At 32.2% G+C, this 21,420-nt stretch carries 20 protein-coding genes; 1 reads left to right on the top strand and 19 read right to left on the bottom strand.

Annotated features, from left to right (window positions below; all coding sequences use genetic code 11):
- Window positions 1-431: helix-turn-helix domain-containing protein (locus F594_RS0104925; RefSeq protein WP_019034761.1), on the bottom strand; the 431-nt coding region annotated here is incomplete at its 3' end.
- Between the two features lie 77 nt (window positions 432-508).
- Window positions 509-1,081, bottom strand: a complete 573-nt coding sequence (locus F594_RS0104920) for a nitroreductase family protein (RefSeq protein ID WP_019034760.1) — start codon at window positions 1,079-1,081, stop codon at window positions 509-511.
- Window positions 1,082-1,507: 426 nt separating this feature from the next.
- On the opposite strand from F594_RS0104920, the gene carB reads away from it, so the two are divergent.
- A complete protein-coding gene (gene carB / locus F594_RS0104915) occupies window positions 1,508-4,711 on the top strand; it encodes a carbamoyl-phosphate synthase large subunit (protein ID WP_019034759.1) in 3,204 nt (1,067 codons plus the stop codon).
- A gap of 328 nt (window positions 4,712-5,039) precedes the next feature.
- Here the strand turns inward: carB and F594_RS0104910 are convergent, their stop codons facing one another.
- From F594_RS0104910 to F594_RS0104830, 17 genes are all read right to left on the bottom strand, one after another.
- A complete protein-coding gene (locus F594_RS0104910) occupies window positions 5,040-6,188 on the bottom strand; it encodes a 2-hydroxyacyl-CoA dehydratase subunit D (RefSeq protein ID WP_019034758.1) in 1,149 nt (382 codons plus the stop codon).
- Between the two features lie 11 nt (window positions 6,189-6,199).
- Complete coding sequence (locus tag F594_RS0104905) at window positions 6,200-7,525, bottom strand: 2-hydroxyacyl-CoA dehydratase subunit D (protein WP_009344987.1); 1,326 nt, start codon at window positions 7,523-7,525, stop codon at window positions 6,200-6,202.
- Window positions 7,526-7,538: 13 nt separating this feature from the next.
- Complete coding sequence (locus tag F594_RS0104900) at window positions 7,539-8,354, bottom strand: acyl-CoA dehydratase activase (RefSeq protein ID WP_009344995.1); 816 nt, start codon at window positions 8,352-8,354, stop codon at window positions 7,539-7,541.
- Between the two features lie 269 nt (window positions 8,355-8,623).
- Complete coding sequence (locus F594_RS0104895; protein ID WP_019034757.1) at window positions 8,624-10,387, bottom strand: acyl-CoA carboxylase subunit beta; 1,764 nt, start codon at window positions 10,385-10,387, stop codon at window positions 8,624-8,626.
- A 10-nt stretch (window positions 10,388-10,397) separates the two neighbouring features.
- A complete protein-coding gene (gene gctB / locus F594_RS0104890) occupies window positions 10,398-11,195 on the bottom strand; it encodes a glutaconate CoA-transferase subunit B (RefSeq protein WP_004825866.1) in 798 nt (265 codons plus the stop codon).
- Window positions 11,195-12,163 (bottom strand): glutaconate CoA-transferase subunit A, encoded by a 969-nt coding sequence (gene gctA, locus F594_RS0104885; RefSeq protein WP_004825899.1) that lies wholly within the window; start codon window positions 12,161-12,163, stop codon window positions 11,195-11,197. Before gctA ends, gctB begins: the two co-directional genes overlap by 1 nt.
- Before the next feature lie 59 nt (window positions 12,164-12,222).
- Complete coding sequence (locus F594_RS0104880) at window positions 12,223-13,359, bottom strand: sodium ion-translocating decarboxylase subunit beta (protein WP_009345022.1); 1,137 nt, start codon at window positions 13,357-13,359, stop codon at window positions 12,223-12,225.
- Between the two features lie 17 nt (window positions 13,360-13,376).
- A complete protein-coding gene (locus tag F594_RS0104875; protein WP_019034756.1) occupies window positions 13,377-13,802 on the bottom strand; it encodes a biotin/lipoyl-containing protein in 426 nt (141 codons plus the stop codon).
- A gap of 32 nt (window positions 13,803-13,834) precedes the next feature.
- Window positions 13,835-14,143 (bottom strand): OadG family protein, encoded by a 309-nt coding sequence (locus F594_RS0104870; RefSeq protein WP_004825924.1) that lies wholly within the window; start codon window positions 14,141-14,143, stop codon window positions 13,835-13,837.
- Between the two features lie 342 nt (window positions 14,144-14,485).
- Window positions 14,486-14,824, bottom strand: coding sequence for a histidine triad nucleotide-binding protein (locus F594_RS0104865; protein ID WP_019034755.1), 339 nt, complete (start codon window positions 14,822-14,824; stop codon window positions 14,486-14,488).
- Window positions 14,825-15,044: 220 nt separating this feature from the next.
- On the bottom strand, window positions 15,045-15,737 hold the full coding sequence (nth, locus tag F594_RS0104860) for an endonuclease III (protein WP_004825966.1): 693 nt from the start codon (window positions 15,735-15,737) through the stop codon (window positions 15,045-15,047).
- Window positions 15,738-15,750: 13 nt separating this feature from the next.
- Window positions 15,751-17,046, bottom strand: coding sequence for a tRNA (N(6)-L-threonylcarbamoyladenosine(37)-C(2))-methylthiotransferase MtaB (gene mtaB / locus F594_RS0104855; RefSeq protein ID WP_009344992.1), 1,296 nt, complete (start codon window positions 17,044-17,046; stop codon window positions 15,751-15,753).
- Window positions 17,047-17,739, bottom strand: coding sequence for an RsmE family RNA methyltransferase (locus tag F594_RS0104850; protein WP_019034754.1), 693 nt, complete (start codon window positions 17,737-17,739; stop codon window positions 17,047-17,049).
- Window positions 17,732-18,637, bottom strand: coding sequence for a 50S ribosomal protein L11 methyltransferase (prmA, locus tag F594_RS0104845; protein WP_019034753.1), 906 nt, complete (start codon window positions 18,635-18,637; stop codon window positions 17,732-17,734). The genes F594_RS0104850 and prmA overlap by 8 nt, the downstream gene beginning before the upstream one ends.
- A gap of 88 nt (window positions 18,638-18,725) precedes the next feature.
- Complete coding sequence (locus tag F594_RS0104840; RefSeq protein ID WP_009344990.1) at window positions 18,726-19,409, bottom strand: hypothetical protein; 684 nt, start codon at window positions 19,407-19,409, stop codon at window positions 18,726-18,728.
- A 13-nt stretch (window positions 19,410-19,422) separates the two neighbouring features.
- Window positions 19,423-20,145, bottom strand: a complete 723-nt coding sequence (locus F594_RS0104835) for a DUF5058 family protein (protein ID WP_019034752.1) — start codon at window positions 20,143-20,145, stop codon at window positions 19,423-19,425.
- Window positions 20,146-20,163: 18 nt separating this feature from the next.
- Complete coding sequence (locus F594_RS0104830; RefSeq protein ID WP_019034751.1) at window positions 20,164-21,312, bottom strand: ArgE/DapE family deacylase; 1,149 nt, start codon at window positions 21,310-21,312, stop codon at window positions 20,164-20,166.
- Between the last annotated feature and the right edge of the window lie 108 nt (window positions 21,313-21,420).

Genomic DNA, 21,420 nt, shown 5'->3' with positions numbered 1-21,420 from the left:
TCACTAGATTCTTTTTTTGTTTTATTAGTTTTATTTTTTAGATCTTTATTTTTATCTGTATTTGGCATATTTGAAGGTCTTCCTCTCTTTTTTGGTTTCAGTCCTTCTATGCCTTTTTCTCTAAATTCTTTAACCCATCTAGATATCATTGATGGATTGTTGATTTTAAATTCATTTGCTAGGCTTTGATAGGACATTTCTCCTGTTAGATACAAGTCTACTACATTTAGTTTTAAGTCTAAAGAGTAACTACTATTTTTTCTTGATACTTTTAGTCCATCGTAATCTTGAGATTCATAAACATTAACCCATCTTCTAACAGTCGAATGATCTGGGATAGAGTATTTTTTTGCTAATCCTTTATAGCCTATATTTCCTTCTAAATATTCTTTTACTACTTTAATCTTAAATTCTGTTTTGTATTTTGCCATTAAAAAACTGACCTCCTTATGTTGGTTTTTAAGTCCAACTTTTGGGGGTCAGTTCAAAAGGGTGTAATTAAAATAATCTATTTTATAATTTTTACTCTGTGGTTTATATCATTCTCTTTTTCCTTGGCTTGAGGCTCCTTTACAATACCTCCAAATACAAGCTGAGCTAAAATTTTGTGATGGTCTTTAATATCAAATTTTTTCTTGATGGCTTCATCAATTACTGGATTATAATGTTGAATAGAGGCTCCCAGTCCCATCTCTGTCAATCCTACCCATATGCTAAATTGTAACATGGCATTGGCTTGTTCAGCCCAACTTGGAAATCTATCCGCATAGTTTGGAAACTTATCTTGCAAAGATTTTACAACATTTTCATCAATAGAAAAAATAATTGTTCCATAGCCTGATTTAAAAGAATCTATCTTTTCTCTTGCAACTTTTCCACCAAATTCATCATATATACTATCCCAAAGTTCATCATGTTTTTGTCCTGTAAAAACTGCAAGTCTTTGTGATTTCATATTGAAGGCATCAGGCACAAGTTCGGTAGCCTCTTTTATAAAGTTAATAATTTCTTCTTCCGAAACTGGTATCTCCTTATTGATATTATAGTAACTTCTTCTTTTCTTTATTAAATCTATAAGCATCTTTTTTCCTCCCTGGTTAAATTAAATAATCTTATTTAATATGATACCCAAATAAAGCAGATTAAAACGGACCTTTGCCTTTAATATAGTTCAAAAAATTTAAGTTTTATATTTATTATAATTAGAATTTTAAAGTAACAGATATTTTATATAGTCTTTCCTCTTATCTAAAATTCTAATTTATATTAATAAAATTTAAGTATTCCCTGAATAAATATTTTAAAATATATGGTGAATATTTATTAACTTATCTGTTTTATTATAAAATTTTTAAAAATTAATTAAAAAAAAGACTTGCAAATTTTTGATATTAGTGATTAAATGGTAGAGATAAAAATTAATATATAAAAATCAGTCCAAGAGTTGGACAAAGTCATGACCCTTGGTTCATGATTTTTTTTTGAGCATTTTTAAAGGGAGGATACAATGCCTAAAAAATCTATTAAGAAAACTCTTGTTATTGGCTCTGGACCTATTGTTATTGGACAAGCTGCTGAATTTGACTATTCAGGGTCTCAAGCGATTGAATCTTTGAAATCTCTTGGAATTGAAACGGTTCTTATTAATTCTAACCCAGCAACAATAATGACAGATAAGAAAATGGCGGACAAAATTTATATTGAGCCCATAACCATTGACTTTATTGAGAAAATCATTAAAAAAGAAAAGCCTGACAGTCTTCTTGCTGCTATGGGTGGACAAACTGGTCTTAATATGGCAATGGAACTGGATAAGATGGGAATTTTGAAAAAGTACAATATTGAAGTCATAGGTACCGATATTGATGCCATAAAAAAAGGTGAAGATAGGGACATTTTCCGACAAACAATGAAAAAAATAAATCAACCTCTTGTAGAATCAGAAATTGTTACAAGCCTTGAAGAAGGAAAAAGATTGGCTGAAAAAATCGGTTTTCCACTTGTTGTTCGTCCAGCCTATACTTTAGGTGGAACTGGCGGAGGTTTTGCCAATAATGAAGAAGAATTAGAGGAAATATTAAAGCATGGTTTAAAAATTTCTCCTGTATCTCAAGTTCTTTTGGAAAAATCCATAAAAGGATATATGGAAATAGAATTTGAAGTAATTAGAGATGGTGCTGGTAATAGCTTAATAATTTGTGATATGGAAAATGTTGACCCTGTAGGTGTTCATACTGGTGATTCCATAGTTGTTGCACCATGTCAAAGTCTTAAAAAAGAAATGCTTGATAAGTTAAAGAAAGCTTCAATAGATATTGTAAATGAAGTTGGTGTTAAGGGCGCATGTAACGTTCAACTTGCTCTTAATCCAAAAACTTACGATTATTATGTAATAGAAATTAATCCTAGAGTTTCTCGTTCATCAGCTCTAGCATCTAAAGCAACTGGTTATCCAATTGCAAAAGTTGCAACAAAAATTGCAACAGGTTTAAATCTTGATGAAATCTCATGTCCTAATGGTGAAAATCTTTTATCTTTCACCCCAAATCCTGATTATGTTGTTGTTAAATTCCCTAAGTGGCCTTTCGATAAATTCAAATTCGCTAAGAGAAAATTAGGCACCAAGATGATGGCTACTGGCGAAGTTATGGCTATCGGCTCTAATTTTGAAGAGGCTCTTTTGAAAGGTATCCGTTCCCTTGAAATCAAAAAATATTCTCTTGAAAATGAATTTTCAGAAGAAAAAACTTTAGAAGAACTTAAAAAAAGAATTGCATTTGCCGATGATGAAAGAATTTTTGATATGGCAGAAATCTTGCGTCGATGCTATGATATAAAAGAAGTAGAAAAAGCTACAGGAATTGTTCCTTATTTTGTAGAAAAAATCAAATGGATTGTCGACCAAGAAGAAAAACTTAAAAAGCTCAATATAAACGACTTATCTGAAGAATATTTGTCAAATCTTAAGGGTCATGGATTCAGTGATAAGGCTATAGGAAATTTCTTAAAAGTATCAGAAGAAACTATCAGAAATTTAAGAAAAAAATACAATATTATGCCTTCATATATACCTGTAGACACAAGTCACTTTAGAGAAAAAGAATCTTACTACTATTCTTCCTATGAAAAAAAGGCTCAAATAAAAATTTCTCAAAAAGATAAGGTAGTGGTTCTAGGCGCAGGTCCTATAAGAATTGGTCAAGGTATAGAATTTGATTATGCATCAGTTCATGCAATAAAATCTCTTGAAAAGCTAAATTACACAACAATAATCATAAATAATAATCCTGAAACAGTTTCTACAGATTTTGACATTTCAGACAGGCTATACTTTGAACCTGAAACTGAAGAAGACGTATTAAATATCTTGGAACTTGAAAAACCTCTCGGAGTTATACTTCAATTTGGCGGACAAACCGCTATTAAACTTGCAGAGTTTTTAGATTCCAAGGGTATTAAAATTTTGGGTACTGATTTTGATAATATTGATAAGGCTGAAGACAGAGAAAGATTTGAAGAACTTTTAAATTCTCTTGATATAAATAGACCCAAGGGAGGCGGAGTTTCTTCTGTAGAAGAAGGAATTAAACTTGCTAATAAATTAAAATACCCCCTATTAGTTCGCCCTTCTTATGTCCTTGGCGGCAAGGGTATGGAAATAACCCATGATGAAGACCAATTAAAAAAATATTTAAAGGCGGCTTTCAAAGAAGATAGCAAGAATCCAGTACTGATAGATAAATATTTATTAGGTAGGGAAATCGAAGTAGATGCAATTTGTGATGGTCAAGATATTCTTATACCAGGAATCATGGAACACTTAGAAAGAGCTGGCGTCCACTCAGGAGATTCCATTTCAATCTACCCTGCTGATAAATTAAGCAAAAAATCTAAGGAAAAAATTCTTGATTATACTAAAAAAATAGCTAAAGGTCTTAAGGCTTTAGGTATGATAAATATTCAATTCATAGAATATATGGATGATATTTATATAATTGAAGTTAATCCGAGGGCATCAAGAACTGTTCCCTATATATCAAAAGTTTCAGGTATTCCAATAGTTGAGCTTGCAACTCGTGCCATTATGGGCGAAAAATTAAAAGATATGGGCTTTGGAGTAGGATTATACAAAGAACCAAAACTATATGCAGTTAAAGTTCCAGTTTTCTCAATGTCAAAACTTGCCAGAGTTGAAATTTCTCTAGGACCTGAAATGAAATCAACAGGAGAAGTTTTGGGAATAGGAAAGACAATTTCAGAAGCTTTGTATAAAGGATTTTTAGCTTCCGGCACATCAATGCAAGATGATAAGAAGAAAGTTCTTGCAACAGTAAATGATAACGACAAGAAAGAATTTTTATCCATAGCTAAAATTATGAATGACTTGGGCTACAGTTTCTACGCAACAGAAGGTACAGGAAAAATGTTGGAAGAAAATAACATTCCTGTTACAAAAATAAACAGATTGACAGAATCTCATCCAAATATTATTGATATAATCGAAAATAACCAAGTAGATTTAGTAGTGAATACACCAACTAAGGGTGGAGATTCCAAACGTGATGGCTTTAAAATAAGAAGAACCGCCATTGAATGTGGAGTTGATATAGTTACAAGCCTTGACACACTTCTAGCTAGGGTTAAGGTTAAAAATGAAGGATATAAAGAAGATAATCTAAATATTTATGAACTTGAAGAATTAGGAAATTAATACTTTTAAATTATTAATTCCTAAACAATTTATAATTTTTTAAAATTTTCTAGGAGGAAATTATTGCGATTAACGGTAAATTTCCCTCCTAGAATTTTTTATTTAAGTTATAATTTTTTCCATAAAAAATATGGTTTAAATAATAAGATATAAACCACATATAAATAATTAATATTCACGGTAACTTTTTATAAATACCTAATTACAACAGAAACTTAAAAAGTGCTGATGATTTTCCATCAACACTTTCTGTTATATAGTATAAATTTTTGACAACATAACTATCAAAAAAGGTAAAAAAAGAGTAGCTATTAGCTACTCTTAGATATTACATATTATTTAATTGAACCATTTCAGAGAATGTTTCAAGTTGAGTTCTAACTTGACCGAAGTCTGTCATTTGTTGGTCATAACCCATTTTAATTAGTGGAATTGCTTCTTTTTCAAATGCTTGTTTTAATGAAGGATATTCCATTTCTTCTGTATCGTTGAAGTTCATCATAAATAATAAACATCCATCAGCATCGTTATCAATTGCTAGATCAACAACATATTTTGGTCTTTTCCAAATATCTGGGTCATAAAGAATTGGATCTTCATCCATTCTAGCAAATTGGTCAGCAAGTGCATACATTGGATCTTCAATAGAAGTATCAACATCAATTTTTAATGCTCTTGATTCGTGAGCGACATCATCAGCAACTACACAGATATTGAAATCATCTAAAACTTCCAATAATCCTGGGTTGTCACAAATAATGCCTGAAGTTACAACTCTTGGTCCTAGATTTTCTTCTTCTGGAAGAGCCTTTAATTTTTCATTAAGTTCTTTAAGTAATGTATTATATTCATCTTTTAGCATAAAGTATGCAGCTTTTAAAACATAGCATCTATCAGAAGCTTTAACTGTTTGTGAATGACTTCCAACAAGTTTTATAAATTCTCTTTTTAATCTTCTGTTTTCATTATATACTTCAAAAGCTTTCTTTAAATTTTCATCAGTTATTTTTACATCACAAATTTCTTCTAGTCTTTTTCTAGCACTTTCAAATAATTTTGCATTGTAAATTTTTCCAAACTCTTCTTTTCTGTGTTGAGCATGATTTAAGAATACCATAGGAATTTTTCTACCAACAGAAACTTTATAGTTTTGTGATAATGGTCTTAGTGTATCATCAAGTGTTGTAAGCATACAAGCACTTAATCCGTCAAGAGTTCCATCAAGTCCCATTTCAAGGCATCTCAAGGCTAGTGAATAATAGAAAGTTGGGAAATATTCTTTTGCCTTATCAATAGGTCCAATTCCTCCCCAAACTCCCATTGGTACAAGACCGCCAGCATAAATAATTTCTTCAGGTGCATAATAAGGCCAAACTCCAACAGCTTTTTTGCCTTGAGCAATATAGTTGTCAAGTTGTTCCCTTGGATTATCTGCAATATGTTTTAATTTTTCTAATAATTCTTTTATTTCAGCCATAATACACCCCATTAAATTGTAGTCTTAGACCAGTCAGTTTCTTTAGTGTTATCGAAGTTCGTATAAACATCTTCACCAGCTGCAAGTCTTTTTTGCTTTCTTTCTTCCATGATTTCAACTAGACCTTGTACTCTTGTCTTGTATTGTTCTTCAGAGAAGTTTCTTTCGTCAGCTTGGTCACCATCAAAGTGAACTACTGGTACATCAAGGTCTTCCTTCCATCTTCTTTCGATTTCAGGCATTGCTCCTGACCAAGGTTTACATGACCTGTTGTAGTTAACTAAAGCTCCAGAAATACCATTTTCTTTAGCCATAGTTTCTCTCCATTCAACACCATCTTCTATACATACTGAACATGGAGCCTTGCAATATGCAGCAGCCATAGAACGAACGTCTGTATATTGGAAACCAAATGCTGGAGCATAAACTACAGCTGTTACGTTTATACCATTTTCTTGTAAAGGTTTAAATAATGCCTTTAATGCTGGCCAACAAGGAATACCTTCAAATAGGATCCTGTGTTCTTCAGGATATTCCCAAGTAGAAGTTCCTTCTCTTACTGATTGTTCATATTCTTCTGCTAAAAGTTCAAAACCTTCTGCAGCATCAATTTCACATCTAGCAGCAACTATATCTGCCATGTGGTTAAATAAATCAAATCCAGAAAGTGGAGATGGTTTGTAAGCCATATAGGAACAAGCTTTTAACCAAGCTGCTGCTGTTCTATTTGCAATCTTACAAGTTTCTTCAAATTTCTTTTCATCAAATTTTTTGCCTGTTAATTTTTCAAGTTCCTTTATCGCATATTGGAATTGTCCAACTAGATAGTCAACTTTTTCTTCAGGAACATCAACAGTATTTTGGAATGGAATATCAACCATAATCATAGGAATGTTATGCATTCTAGCAATATTTTCATACCACTTTGTCATCATGTTACAGATATTGTTGCAACATAAAACAAAGTCAGGTTGTGGCATCTTTCTTGAGTCAGTAGGTTCTCCTGCTGCAAAAGCAAGACTTATTCTTGCATAACCACAAATATCATTGTCATATCCCATATCTTCAGCAGTTTGACATAATCTCAACCCATCTTTTTTAGCCGCTGTTGTTGCAGCATGGTTTTCAGGATAAGTAACATTTAAGTCGAAAGCTTTTGCAAGTTCAATAGGAAACTTTGATGATGACCAACCAACAAGCTCTCCCCTTGCCTTAGCATCCCATGCTGCTCCATATACTCTATCTACTACACCTCTTAATACTGCTGCTGCGGGTTTATGACCTTCTATTGGTCTTGGCTTTTTACCCGGTATTTTTTCAATTACTTTTCCAGACATATTTCCCTCCTAATCATGCCTTAACTCTAGCTTTTTTTCTAGCTTCTAGTTTATATTTTTGATAACCAAACAAAGCTGCCCCTAAAGCTCCATTTAGTTGACATAAAGGTGACGTTAAAATTTTATGACCAGTATTTTCACTTAAAGCTCTGACCATACCCTTGTTAAGCGCCACTCCTCCTGTAAAAACTATATCATCTCTTAGTCCTACACGTTTAGCAAGAGAACCCACTCTTGAGGCTATAGCATCATGAATTCCCCTAACAATATCTTCTATCTTAGTTCCGCTTGCAAGTTGTGAAATAACTTCTGATTCAGCGAAAACTGTACACGTTGAAGAGATACCTACTTGTTTTGTGGACTTTGCATCTAAATTTTGAAGTTCTGAAACATCAACTTCTAAAACTCTGGCAATTACATCAAGAAATCTTCCTGTTCCTGCCGCACACTTGTCATTCATAACGAAATTTTCAAGCATACCTCCATCGCCAATTTTTAGAGCCTTAGCATCTTGACCTCCAATATCAATAATTGTTCTAACATTTGGGAACAAAAAATATGCACCCTTTGCATGGCATGACAATTCTGACATTTGGTAATCAGCTTCTTCAAGCGAATTTCTACCATAACCTGTAGCCATCACATAAGCAACGTCATCTCTAGTTATTTTTGCATTTTCAAGAACTTCTTTGATTGCCCTGGCAGGTCCACTGGTTCCAGCCCCTACATCTATACATGAGGAAGCAACGATTTCTTTTCCGTTTTTTAATATTACACTTTTTGAAGCAGTTGACCCAACATCAACACCCATTGTTAAAACATCACTCATTTAATCCCCTCTTTTTATAAAAAATTACAAAAGATTAACCTAATTACAAATATATTCTACTATGTATATTTATTTTTGTCAAAATTCTAAATGATGGAATTAGGCACTTTACCCCATTTGTGCCAATAATTTTAATTCTTTTGTTAAGATTTTAATAAATTTTTCATACATTGATTAACTTTTAGTCAAAAATATCGTAATATAATGTAAAAAAAATAATAAGGCGAACATAATCGCCCTATTATTAATTTTTTCAATATATTAATATTTTATTTAATATTATTTATTCTGTCATAATCTCTTATAACTCTTGGAGTTAACATTTGATGAACTGGACAAATTGAATCAGGATCTTGATAACAGCTTTCTGTGAATGCTATTATATAATTTCTCCAAAGATTCATGTTAACAACTTCATCTACAAGTCCCATTTGACCACAAGCCATTGGTCTTGATTTATTGATATAATCTTGAATTAATTCATTCATCTTATCAATAGTTGGTTGAAGATCTTTTCCAGCTTTCTTATCTTTAACAAGTCTTCTAGAGTACATTGCATTAGCGGCTGTTTCTCCATTCATTACGTTGATTTCAGTAGCTGCACAGCCTAGTGAAAATGCGTTTGTATCATTTCCTTGAGGTCCACCAAGTACATAGTGGGCAGCAGCAGTACCTTTTCTCATTGTAATTTCCAATTGAGGAAGTCCAGAATTTTGAATTGAATAAATAAGTGATTGACCAAGACCTAACAATTCAGCCTTTTCTGCATCATCACCAACATCAATACCTGTAGTATCTTGTAACCAAACAATTGGTAATCTATCCCTTGCACATAAAGTAACAAATTCATTCATCTTGATAAGACCTTGTCTATAAAGCTTTCCGCCCATACCAACTGATTTTTCTTTATATTCAGGATAGTTTAATAATAGACCTTGAACATTTGCTACAACTCCAACTAATAGACCATTAACTTTTGCAAGTCCTGTAACCATTTCTGGTCCATAGCCTTTCTTGTATTCCATAAATTCAGAACCATCGAATAATCTAGCTATAACATCATAAACATCATAAGCTCTCTTTGTATTCATTGGAATAATTGAATAAATGTCATCTGCTGAATATAATGGAAGTTTTGGTGTATCAACTCTGAAGAATTCAGGATCATATTTTGGTAACATACTTAAATATTTTCTGATTCCATCTAATACTCCTTCTTCTTCAGCGTAGCATTCTCTGAAGAATCCTGTTTGTGAGAAGTGGATTCCAACAGATCCTGGAGGAGCAACCTTTTTAGCATTTGCTGTTTGTTCAGCTATTTGTTCAGCATATTCTTCATCTATAAATCCCTTTGGGTTCATACCACCTAATATACCTGCTCCACCAACAGCCATATTTGCATCTTTGTGTGCAATAAGAATTGTTGGAGAAATAGAGTGGTATCCACCACCTGCTGGGTTAGTACCATAAATACCAACTATTACAGGAACTCCTAATTGATTTAATCTTGAATTTCTATAGAATGGAGTACCGCCTCCACGTCTATTTGGATATACTTTTTCTTGTTCGTCAAGTTTTACACCTGAACAATTTAATATATAAACAAGTGGTATTCTTAAACGTTCTGCAGTATCTGAACCACGTAACAAGTTTTCAGCTTGTCCTGGAATCCATGCACCTGCAAGTTTTTTGTTATCACTTGCTATTATATAAACCCATCTTCCGTCAACCTTAGCTAATCCTTTAATGATTCCTGTTGTGCCGTGAGAGTTTCCTCCTGGGTTATATAATGAATTTAGTGGGCACCAAGTACCTTCATCAATAAGCTCAGCAATTCTTTGAAGTGCTGTCATTTCCCCTCTTTCGTTTACTTTTTCATCAGGTTTACCTGCTTTAAGAGAGTTTTCAATGTGTTCTCTTATTTCATTTTCAACTGCAAGAAGTTCATCTCTATTTGCTTCATCAACTTTTTTTATTGGTGCGCCTATTGTTTTCATATTTTGAAAATATGAACCTAGTGAATATTGACCCATAATATCTCCTTTATTCTTCTACTGGTTTTTTAATGAATGCTTCGCCTGGATCTATTACTTCTCTGATTAATTTAATTACATCTTCTGATGGTGCTTCAAGTTCTACTGCACGTGAAACATCAATATCAAATCCAGTATTTTCAATTACTTCTTCTGGTGAAGATGTTGGATAATATCCTGCTAAATACATTCTCTTAGTTTTTTCATCAAATTTTAAGATTCCAAGGTCTGTAACTACCATTTGTGGACCAACGTTTCCTGGAATTCCAACTCTTTCACGTCCACCAGGACCATCTATCCAGCCTGGGCTAGTTACATAGTCAATTTTATTCATGAATCTTCTTTTTTGATGTTGCATCATTATAATAGTATTAACATATGTTGCAATACCATTAGCTCCACCTGAGCCTGTAAATCTAGTTTTTGGATGGTTATAATCTCCAATAACAGTTGAGTTTACATTTCCATAGGGATCGATTTGTGCTCCGCCTATAAATGCTATCATTCTCTTTTTGTCATGTTTATATTCATTAGCTTGGAATCCTACATAAGTTGCATTTGTCCAGTGAACAGCTGCGTGAGCCATAAATCTGTTATCACCAACTGATCTTGGTACTTCTATAGGATTACAATCCATAAGACCAGATTCCACAATTAGATAACAATCTGGTGCATACACTGCTTTTGCAAGTGAAGCTCCAATTAGTGGAAGTCCAGTACCAACTATTGCAATATTTCCATCTTTAATTTGTTTTGCAATAGTTACAGCTTGCATTTCTTTGTTAGTATAATTATCATATCTAGGCATTATTTTACCTCCTTCTTCAATACGTCAGTAGCGTATCCAAATCCCGGAGTATTCTTTAAGTTGATTAATCTATTTGCTCCAAGTTTTTCTAGATATTCTTCATGGTCTTTAACTCCATAAACCCATTCATCTAGGAATTTATCAAAATCTTCTTGTGTCTTAGAAACTTTATCATACATCTTATAGAAATCTGCATCATAGTCATAATATCCATATACTTGAGATGGATGAGAACCATGTGGGCAATGTACAACTGCATCAACACAGAAACCTGGAATCTTATTATCATCGCTTCCGTGGTTCTTAATATATTCATCAGAAACAAGTTCTTCGCAAGTTACAATAACTTTTCTTGCTGCAATTGCTATATCAACATCATGGAAAGTATTTCCTAGTATTCTTGTAGTTCCATCTGGAGATGCCATTTGAACGTGAATAATTGCAGTATCAATTTCTGGTACTGGAGCAGCTACCACTTTTTCACCCTTCTTAAAAGGATTTTCTACATAAACGAATTTATCATTTGGTAACTTTTCAACTTTTTCTCTTTGTTCTTTTGATATTCCCCATTTGTCAGCTAAGTCGGAACCCATCATTAGCTTTACTGGTAAAAATGGTAGACCCAAAGCTGCAGCATGAATTCTTTGCATTTCAACGTCTTGAGAATAGTCTTCCATAAGAAGAGTTCCTTGTTCAATAGCTGCTCTAAATCTTCTTGATACATTAGTATAACCGCTGTTAGCTGTATAGCAATTTATGTATGCTTTAACTCTTCCAGCTCCTATTAATGTATCCCAATCTCCTCCAGCCGGACCCGCTTCAACTATAAAATCCTTTTGTCCTTGACGAAGAATTTCGTTAACAGCAGCGTATGGCTTTCTATTAGTTGTAAATCCACCAAGGGATATTACATCGCCATCTTCAACAAATTTGCTAATGGCGTCTTTTAGTTCCATAACTTTACTCAAAAGTATAACCTCCTCAAAATTTTCTTGTGTTATAAATAAACTTCACAATTGAAGTATTATTACATCTTAAATAGCAGTAAGAATACACCTGCAGCTACTGCAGATCCAATAACTCCTGCTACGTTTGGTCCCATTGCGTGCATTAGTAAGAAGTTTGTAGGATTATATTTTCTACCTTCAACTTGAGATACTCTGGCTGCCATTGGTACTGCAGATACACCTGCTGAACCGATCAATGGATTAATTTTTCCACCAGTTATATAATATAATACTTTACCGAATAAAACTCCTCCTGCTGTTGCACAACAGAATGCGAATAAACCAAGTCCTATAATCATTAATGTTTCTTTTGCTAAGAAATTATTTCCTTCCGCTGTTGCTCCAACAGTTAAACCTAACATTATTGTTACTATATTCATTAATGCGTTTTGTGCAGTATCTGAAAGTCTATCAGTTAAGCCTGTTTCTTTAAATAAGTTACCAAGCATTAATAGACCTAATAGTGGTGCTACATCTGGAAGCAATAATGCTGTAAATACTACTACGACAACTGGGAATATAACTTTTTCAGTTTTAGAAACCTGTCTCAAAGCAACCATCTTTGTTTCTCTTTCTTTTTTAGTAGTAAGTGCTTTCATAATTGGTGGTTGAATCATAGGAATCAAAGCCATATATGAATATGCAGCTACTGCAATTGGTGCTAATAAGTGTGGTGCTAAATTTGATGTTGTAAATATTGCTGTAGGTCCGTCAGCTCCACCGATTATACCGATTGATGCGGCTTCTTGTGGTGAAAATCCTAAAGCAATAGCTAGAAGAAATGCACAATATATTCCGATTTGTGCTGCTGATCCTAATAATAATGAAATAGGGTTAGCGATTAATGGTCCAAAGTCAGTCATTGAGCCTACGCCCATAAATATTAGACATGGGAATAAGTTTGCCTTAACACCATTATACATAATTGCTAAAACTCCTGAACTTTGCCAGGGTTCAGCTGTATCCATAAGTCCTGCCAAAGGCAAGTTTCTAAGTAACATACCAAATGCAATTGGAACCAATAGTAATGGTTCAAATTCTTTTTTAATGGCTAAGTACAAAAGTATAAATGAAATCAAAAACATTATACCATTTTGTACAGTTAAATTAGCAAAACCTGACTCGGCAAGGATTCCTTGTAAGGTCCTTATAAGCATTTTCTACCTCCTAAAAATTACTTAACTGTTGCAAGTAATGCGTCTGTATCAACAGTTTGTCCAACAGAAACGCTTAAGCTTACTGTTCCAGCGATTGGAGCTACGATTTCATTTTCCATCTTCATAGCTTCAAGAATAAGTATTACATCTCCAGCTTCTACATGAGCTCCATTATCAGCTATAACTTTTAGAATTTTTCCTGGCATTGGTGAAACAACTTCTCCATCTGCTCCTGAACCGCTAGCTGCTGGTGCTGGTGCTGCAGCTGGTGCTGCTGGTGCTGCAGCTGGTGCTGGTTGTGCTTGTTGTTGTACAGGTTGTGCTTGTGGTTGGAAAGCTCCTGCAGCGTTTAATGAACCTGGTGTAAGTGATTGATATCCTCCACCAACTTTTTCTACTTCAACTTCAAATATTTTTCCATCTACTTTTACTTGATACTTCATAATAATTCCCCTTCTTTTTTTATTTTTTTACTTTACTTAACTTCATTAATTGAGACTATTCTAAAATTCTCAACTCTTCCTCTTTGTTCTTGACTGACAGCTCCTACTACTGCAGCTATTAATTTAGGGTCTGTACCCTTATTTTGTGGTGCAGCTTGTGTTTTAACTTGTTGCTTATTTGCTGAACCTCCCTTTGGTGGTTCCTTAACAAAACCATTTAAAACAGCTGATACTATTTTAATTGCTATAGCTAAGAATACTAATGATAAAAATACTACCACTATACCTGTTAATGATACTCCAAAAGCCTCAGCAATTGTCATAGTTTCTTTTCCCCACATAATCACACCTCCTATTATTTCATATTACGGAATAAGTTCCAATATGATTATTATATCAAAATCTAAAATTTTAATCAATTAAATATGTAGATTACATTAGAACTATATGCCAATTATTATACATTAATTTCGCCTTTAATTAAAGGCTTCAAGCCATTTGACTAAGTTGTTAGCTTAATAAAATTTAATAATTATTTCCTAATAACTTACACTTTGTAACAATATGAACAAATTATGCTACATTTTTTTTAAAAAATTCTCAAATTTTTAAATAATATTTCTATAAGTGTTATTATTTAAATTTACTTACAATAAAAAAGAGCTATAAAAGCTCTTTTAATATTAACCTGGTGGCCAGTTGAAACTTCTTCCTCCCAAAAGGTGAAAATGAAGATGTTTTACGCTTTGACCTCCTTCTTCTCCAATATTTGATACAATTCTATAACCATTTTCAAGTTTATTTTCTTTTGCAAGTTTTTTTGCTACTAAAAATATATGACCTACAAGTTCCTTATCAGTTTCTTCTAATTCATCAACAGATTTAATGTGTCTTTTTGGAATAATAAGTATATGAACGGGTGCTTCGGGATTTACATCTTTAAAAGCATAAACAGCATTATCTTCATAAACTTTTTCTGATGGTATTTGACCTTTTACTATATTACAAAATAAGCAGTCCATACTATCCTCCTTTCTAATTTAATTTATATTATAATTCTTTATATACAGATATTGTAGTTAATTATTTAGCTAAGCCAAAAATTTCCGCCAAAATCTCTTTCTTTTATAATTTATTTCATTTCATAAGATTCCATGTAATAATTGACACTATACTTAAAAGTCCTTTGTCCATAAATATCTTCTTAATAATAGCCAAAGTTTTGGTCAAATTTATTTACTTTCATATTTGTTGACCTTCGCAAATTTTTGCCATTGCTTTTTGGGCTATTTCATTTTTTTGAAGTTTATCTTTTATTCTTAAAAGACAAATGCTGTGGTCATGATTTTTAGCTACACACTGATGCCTTCCAAAAAGTAATATGGAATGATGAGCTTGTTTCCAGTATTTATCAGGAATTTTTTTCATCATTTCTTCTTCTACTTGTAAAACATTCAAATCCTCTTTTACAAATTTTAATTTTTTGCAGATTCTGTTTACATGTGTATCTACTGCAAAGGCTGGAATATCAAAGGCATTTGCTAAGAGAACATTAGCAGTTTTTCTGCCCACTCCAGAAAGTGACATAAGCTCTTTTCTTGTACTAGGAACTTGACCGTTGAAATTTTCCAATAATTCTATGGATAATTCTTTCAAATATTTAGATTTATTCTTTGATAAGCCTATAGATTTTATTATCTCTTGAATTTCATTTACATCAGCATCAGCCATATCTTCAACTCTAGGGTATCTCTCAAATAATATAGGACTTATTTTATTTACTGATTTATCAGTAGTTTGCGCACTTAATACCACAGCACACAAAAGTTCGTAATTATTTTTAAATTCTAATTCCGGCTGATTTTGCGGATAAAGTTTTATCAAAGCTTTTAAAATTTCAAGAGCCTCTTGACTATTTAAAATCATATTTTCCATTTTTTCACCAAAATTATACCAATTCCCCAAGAGCTACTTCTTCATTATCAACAAGCCTAACATCTAATATTTTATTTATTAAATCTTTATCTGATTTAACTTTAACCCTTATATAATTATCCGTATAACCAAAATAATATCCTTGGTCAAATTCTTCAAACAAAACTTTCAATGTCCTTGGCATATTTTTTTCTCTGAATTTTTTTAAATATTGGTCTTGAAGTTTTATTAATTCTTCAGACCTCTTAATTTTAATGTTCCCATCAACTTGGTCTGCCCTATCAGCTGCTGGTGTATTCTTTCTTTTTGAATATTTAAAAACATGAACCTTAGAAAATTCAACTTCTCTTACTATTGACATTGAATCTTCAAAATCTTCATCACTTTCGCCAGGAAAACCCACTATTATATCAGTTGTTAAACCGGCATAGGGCATATATTTTTTTATGATTTTTGTTTTTTCTATAAATTCCTCTCTATTGTAGTGCCTATTCATATCCTTTAAGACCTTATTAGATCCGGATTGCAGGGATAAATGAAAATGGTCACATAATTTTGAACACGCAATTGCTCTTCTCATGAAGTCTTCACTTATTATATTTGGTTCAACTGATGATAATCTTATCCTCTCTATGCCATCAACTTCAGCTATAGCTTCAATTAAATCTATTAGCCTAACAGGTCCTAAATCTACTCCATAGCTTCCCACATGAATACCTGTCAAAATTATTTCCTTATAACCAGCATTTGCAAGCCTTATCGCTTCTCTTACACAATCTCCAATTCTTCTTGATCTAATGGTTCCTCTGGCATAGGGGATGATACAGTAAGTGCAATACCTGTTACATCCATCTTGAACTTTCATGTAACTTCTTGTTTTGTGAAAATTTTCATCTATTTTTATAAATTGAAAATCTCTGTCTTTTTTTATATCTCTTACAATATTTATTTTTTTATCTTCTTCTTTGGCTTCTTCTATTAAGTCAACAATTTTAGATCTTTCGCTGGTTCCAATTACAACATCTACACCCTCTATTTTTTCAACTTCCTTAGGAGCAACCTGAGCATAACATCCGACAACTGCAACTGTAGAATCAGGATTTTCTCTTTTTGCACGTCTGATATATTGCCTTGATTTTCTATCAGATAAATTTGTAACTGTGCAAGTATTTACAATATAAACATCGGCAACATCAGTATCATTATCAACTTGTATATATCCATTTTTTTCAAAAAGTTCAGCCATGGCTTCAGATTCATATTGATTAACTTTGCATCCTAAAGTTAAAATTGAAAAAGTTTTTGCCATTTAATCACACTCCATATTGTGTATTATATAAAAAGCCCCAACAATCGATGAGGTTTCTGCTCTCAAAATTCTTTTACCCAAACTTATCCTATGGGCATCTTTTAAAACCTCTATCTCTCTTTTTGAGATACCACCTTCAGGACCAACTATTATAGCAAGATTTTTAGATAATTTTTCTTTTATGTCTTTAAAAAACAAATTTCTTTCATCCTCATAGAATAAAATCAAATCTCCACTATAGTTTTTAGCTATTTCATCAACCTTGATAGGTCTGTGAACAAGGGGGACTATATCTCTTTTTGATTGACCAGCAGCAGATTTTGCTATTTTTTGCCATCTTTGTATTTTTTTATCAACCTTATCCGAAATGTTTGAAACGCATCGGTCCATAATCAAAGGATAGAAATCATAAACCCCAACCTCAGTCCCATGCTCAATTACTTTTTCGTTCTTATCTCCCTTTAAAATTCCAAAGAATAGGGATAATTTTATTGGTGGCTCATTAGAATCAAATATTTCTTTTTTATAAATTAGCCTATCATCTTTCAAATTAAAAAGAATTATCTTGTCATTAAAAACCACAGAAAAATCTTCATCAGCTTTAATTCTAATAACATTTTTTAGATGATGTAGGTTTTCTTTATTTAATTCATTTATATTGTCGTAATTTCTGTCTTCAAAAAATCTATACATATCTAGCTATAATTGCACACCAGTCATTTTTTTCTTTAACTTCTAAAATTTCAAAGGATTCTTTAATTAGAGCTTGAGTAACTAAGTCCTTCTTTTCCAAAATTATGCCTGAAGTTATAAAAATCTTTTGCCCACTCAAATGCTTGCTTAAATTTGAAATTTCATCAACTATTATTTCTGCAATAATATTAGAAACAATAATATCACATTTTCCTTCAATTACATCAAGTAAATTTCCTTTTTTTACCTTAACCTTATCGTAAACTTCGTTGAGTTTTGCATTTTCTTTACTTGCTTTTATACATTTATCGTCAATATCAACAAGTGTAGCGCTCTTTCCTCCAAGTTTTATTGCAGCAATTCCTAGTATACCAGACCCACAGCCTATGTCAAAAATATTCATATCTTTTTTCACATACTTATCTAAAGCCTCAAGACACATATAAGTTGATTCATGAGTCCCAGTTCCAAATGCCATACCCGGATTAATTTTTACAATTTTTCTATTGTTAGCATTGTCATAGGTTTCCCATTCAGGAACTATTAAAAGATTTTTGCCAATTTCAAAAGCTTTGTAATATGCCTTCCAATTATTTGCCCAATCTTGATCATCTTTTTCAAAAAATTTTAAAGTTCCAAGATTATTTTCTTCTAACTTTTCTTTTAAATCTAGGGCAGATTTTTCATCACTTGGATACACTCTAACAATTAGTTCATCGTCTTTAAGATTATTACTTATATCAGAAACATAATCCCAGTCCTTTTCATCCTGATTTAATTCCTTAGCTAAGTCGTTAGTAATTTCTTCCAATGTATAATAATCTTCATCATATAAAAATCCTATGAGTAAATCTTTTTTTGATTTACTGCTATAAATATCAGCCTCAATATATTTCATAAATATCACCTATCTTATTATATATTATAAATAAAATCCTTGAATAAAAAAATATATCCTAGCAAGGATATATTTTTAATTATATATTTTATTTTAAATGACCTTTGCTATATAGTCTATAGGCAACAAGCACTGATAAAAACATATTTGTAATCAAAATATAAGATTGGTATCTTCCAAAAAATGCTGAACCTAAGACTAGAAATATACCAAAAGCATAAATTAAAGGTGTAGCAGATAATTTTTTGTTGTTGATTACTTGTGGAATTGCAATTGCTCCAAATAAAGCCGGTGTTATATGGTCAAAACCAGGTTTTAAAATTGGATTATTAAGAATAGGTACAAGCCAAGTTCCTATTAAAAACACTCCAAGGATTAAAATAAAAACTGTGACTATAGAAGAAACACCAACACAAATTATTGCTATAACATCTCCAGACTCTGTTCCTGATTCTACTCCTGCAATTTTTTGACCAGCAACTGTTACTGGCATTTTCATGTTTGTAATGTTACCTGTGATTGAAGATAAATACATACCCCCAGCCCCAAAAATATTATAAAAAGATAAATTTTCTACAACAGCAGTAGGTAAAAATATAGCTATTAAACTTGAACTTGCTGCCAAAGCCTTAGTTATAGAAAAATCTATTTTAAAAATTGCTGCTACTCCAAGTGGAACTGCATACATGGCTATAAGTGCAATTATACTTGTTATTCGTCCAAGAATATTAACTTCTTTTGTAAATTTTACTGATTTTTCATGTTCTTGCATAAAATCCTCCCTCTTAGAATAAGTTCACTTGTACAATAACTGCCGCCATACCCAAAATTAACGCTATAGGCATAGAGAAGTCACTAATTATTGATTTATTTGTAACTTTCGCAATTTTGTTGCATATTAAAGTAGTAGCCCCTGCTGCCAAAAAAGCAACTATGGATGAAAAATTTTTAACATTTGCAACATAAGGTGCTGAAAGGGTGAGTATCATTGCTGAAAATAATGCTGCTGAAAAATACTTAATAAAACCTGCAGTGTGAGGCTTTTCTTTCATCTTCTTTGAAAATTGGTCTAAATGTTTCATAAAGAAAATGTTAAATAAAATTCCCCAAATAATTCCTGTTGTCATTACAAACATTACAATTACAAAAATCTGTGGTGTGATGTTTGGATCTGAAATATCTTTTAAGCCCATAGTTTGAACTGCAACATTTGCAGCTGTCCCTTCATACATAGCTGAGCCTACGACTGAAAGTCTAAGCCATGGGAAATATTTTCCAAGAGGTACAGAAAGTGCAAGCATCATTACAATTATAGGTAGTGATGGTACAATTGAAAGAATTGCACTATTTGTCATGGCACGCTTCAATGTGCTTTTTTCCATGCCAAGTTCTTGTCCTCTCTTATAGGCTTTTCTAATAAATAAAAATGCCTGAACTGTAACAACTAATATTACTAAAGCTACCAAAGCACACATTTCTGTGCTGTTAGCTAGTTTTTTATAATCCATATTTTCTCCTCATAAATTTTAAACTAAGTAATTTTTTATTGTATTTTTATATACATCAATAAATTTTAAATAATCATCAACTTCAACAAACTCATCTATTATATGAGCAACGCTTGCTTCTCCCGGTCCAAAAATAGCTAAGTCATACTTATCTGAAATTCTTCCAAAGTTTGATGCATCTGTTGCTCCTGCCAAAGCTTCTACAGGTATCTTTTTGTCTAATGAATTTAAAATTGCCTTAACTAAATCATTATCTTTTTCAGATACTGCATTAGGATTGTTTTGTAAAATATTTAGCTCTAACTTTCCTTGGTTTTTGCCATTTAAATCAGAAATTACTTCTTCAATAATTTCCACAACCTTATCATTATTGACTTCTGGTACACATCTGGCATTAGCCTTTAAAATAGTTTTTCCAGCTACGCTATTTATTTGTGTTCCTCCATCAATTACAGTATTTACGTTTAAAGTTTTGCCCAACTGTTTATTTTCAGCTTCATTAAAAGCTTTTGCAAATCTTTTATTGGTTTCATTAATATAATCAACCATTAATTGTATTGAATCAATGCCAATTTCTGGCATAGAGGAATGAGCTGGTTTTCCAGTAGCTATAATTTCATATTGTAGAGAACCTTTGTGAGCATTTATAATTCTATTGCTACTACTTGGCTCTGCAATTAAAAATCCATCAGCTCCATCAATATATCCTTCTTCTACAAGTTGCTTAGAGCCATACATTCCAACTTCTTCTCCTACTGTTGCAGCAAGACGGATTTTTCCCTTGAAATTTGCTCCTTCTTCTTTCAATTCAATCATAGCAATAATCAAAGCACAAAGACCTGCCTTCATATCAGTTGTTCCTCTGCCATACATCTTGCCATCATGAATTTCTCCTCCAAAGGGTGGATAAGTCCATTCACTTTCATCTCCAGCCGTAACAACATCCAAATGTCCGCTAACTACAAGCATTTTTCCAGAACCCTTACTACCGTCTAAATCACAAACTAGAGATGCTCTTTGAGGGTTATAATGAACAAGCTTACTTTCAATTCCATATTTTTTTAATAATTCTTGAAAATACTTAGCTAATTTTGCTTCATTATCATTTTCTGTTCTAATTTTAATAGCATCGGCAAGTATTTTTAACTTTTCTTTTTCATTAAACATATTTTACCTCCTATTTTTATTATACTTAAATATATATTAAAAATGTATATATTTATATGATACCATTTTTTTATAAATTAACGTAAAAAAATATTTAAAAGCAAGACA

This window comes from Peptoniphilus lacrimalis DSM 7455 (genome assembly GCF_000378725.1).
In the GTDB taxonomy this organism is placed as follows: Bacteria; Bacillota; Clostridia; order Tissierellales; family Peptoniphilaceae; genus Peptoniphilus_A; species Peptoniphilus_A lacrimalis.
Note: the sequence above shows the minus strand (reverse complement) of the source record. Positions and strands in the feature narration are given on the sequence as shown.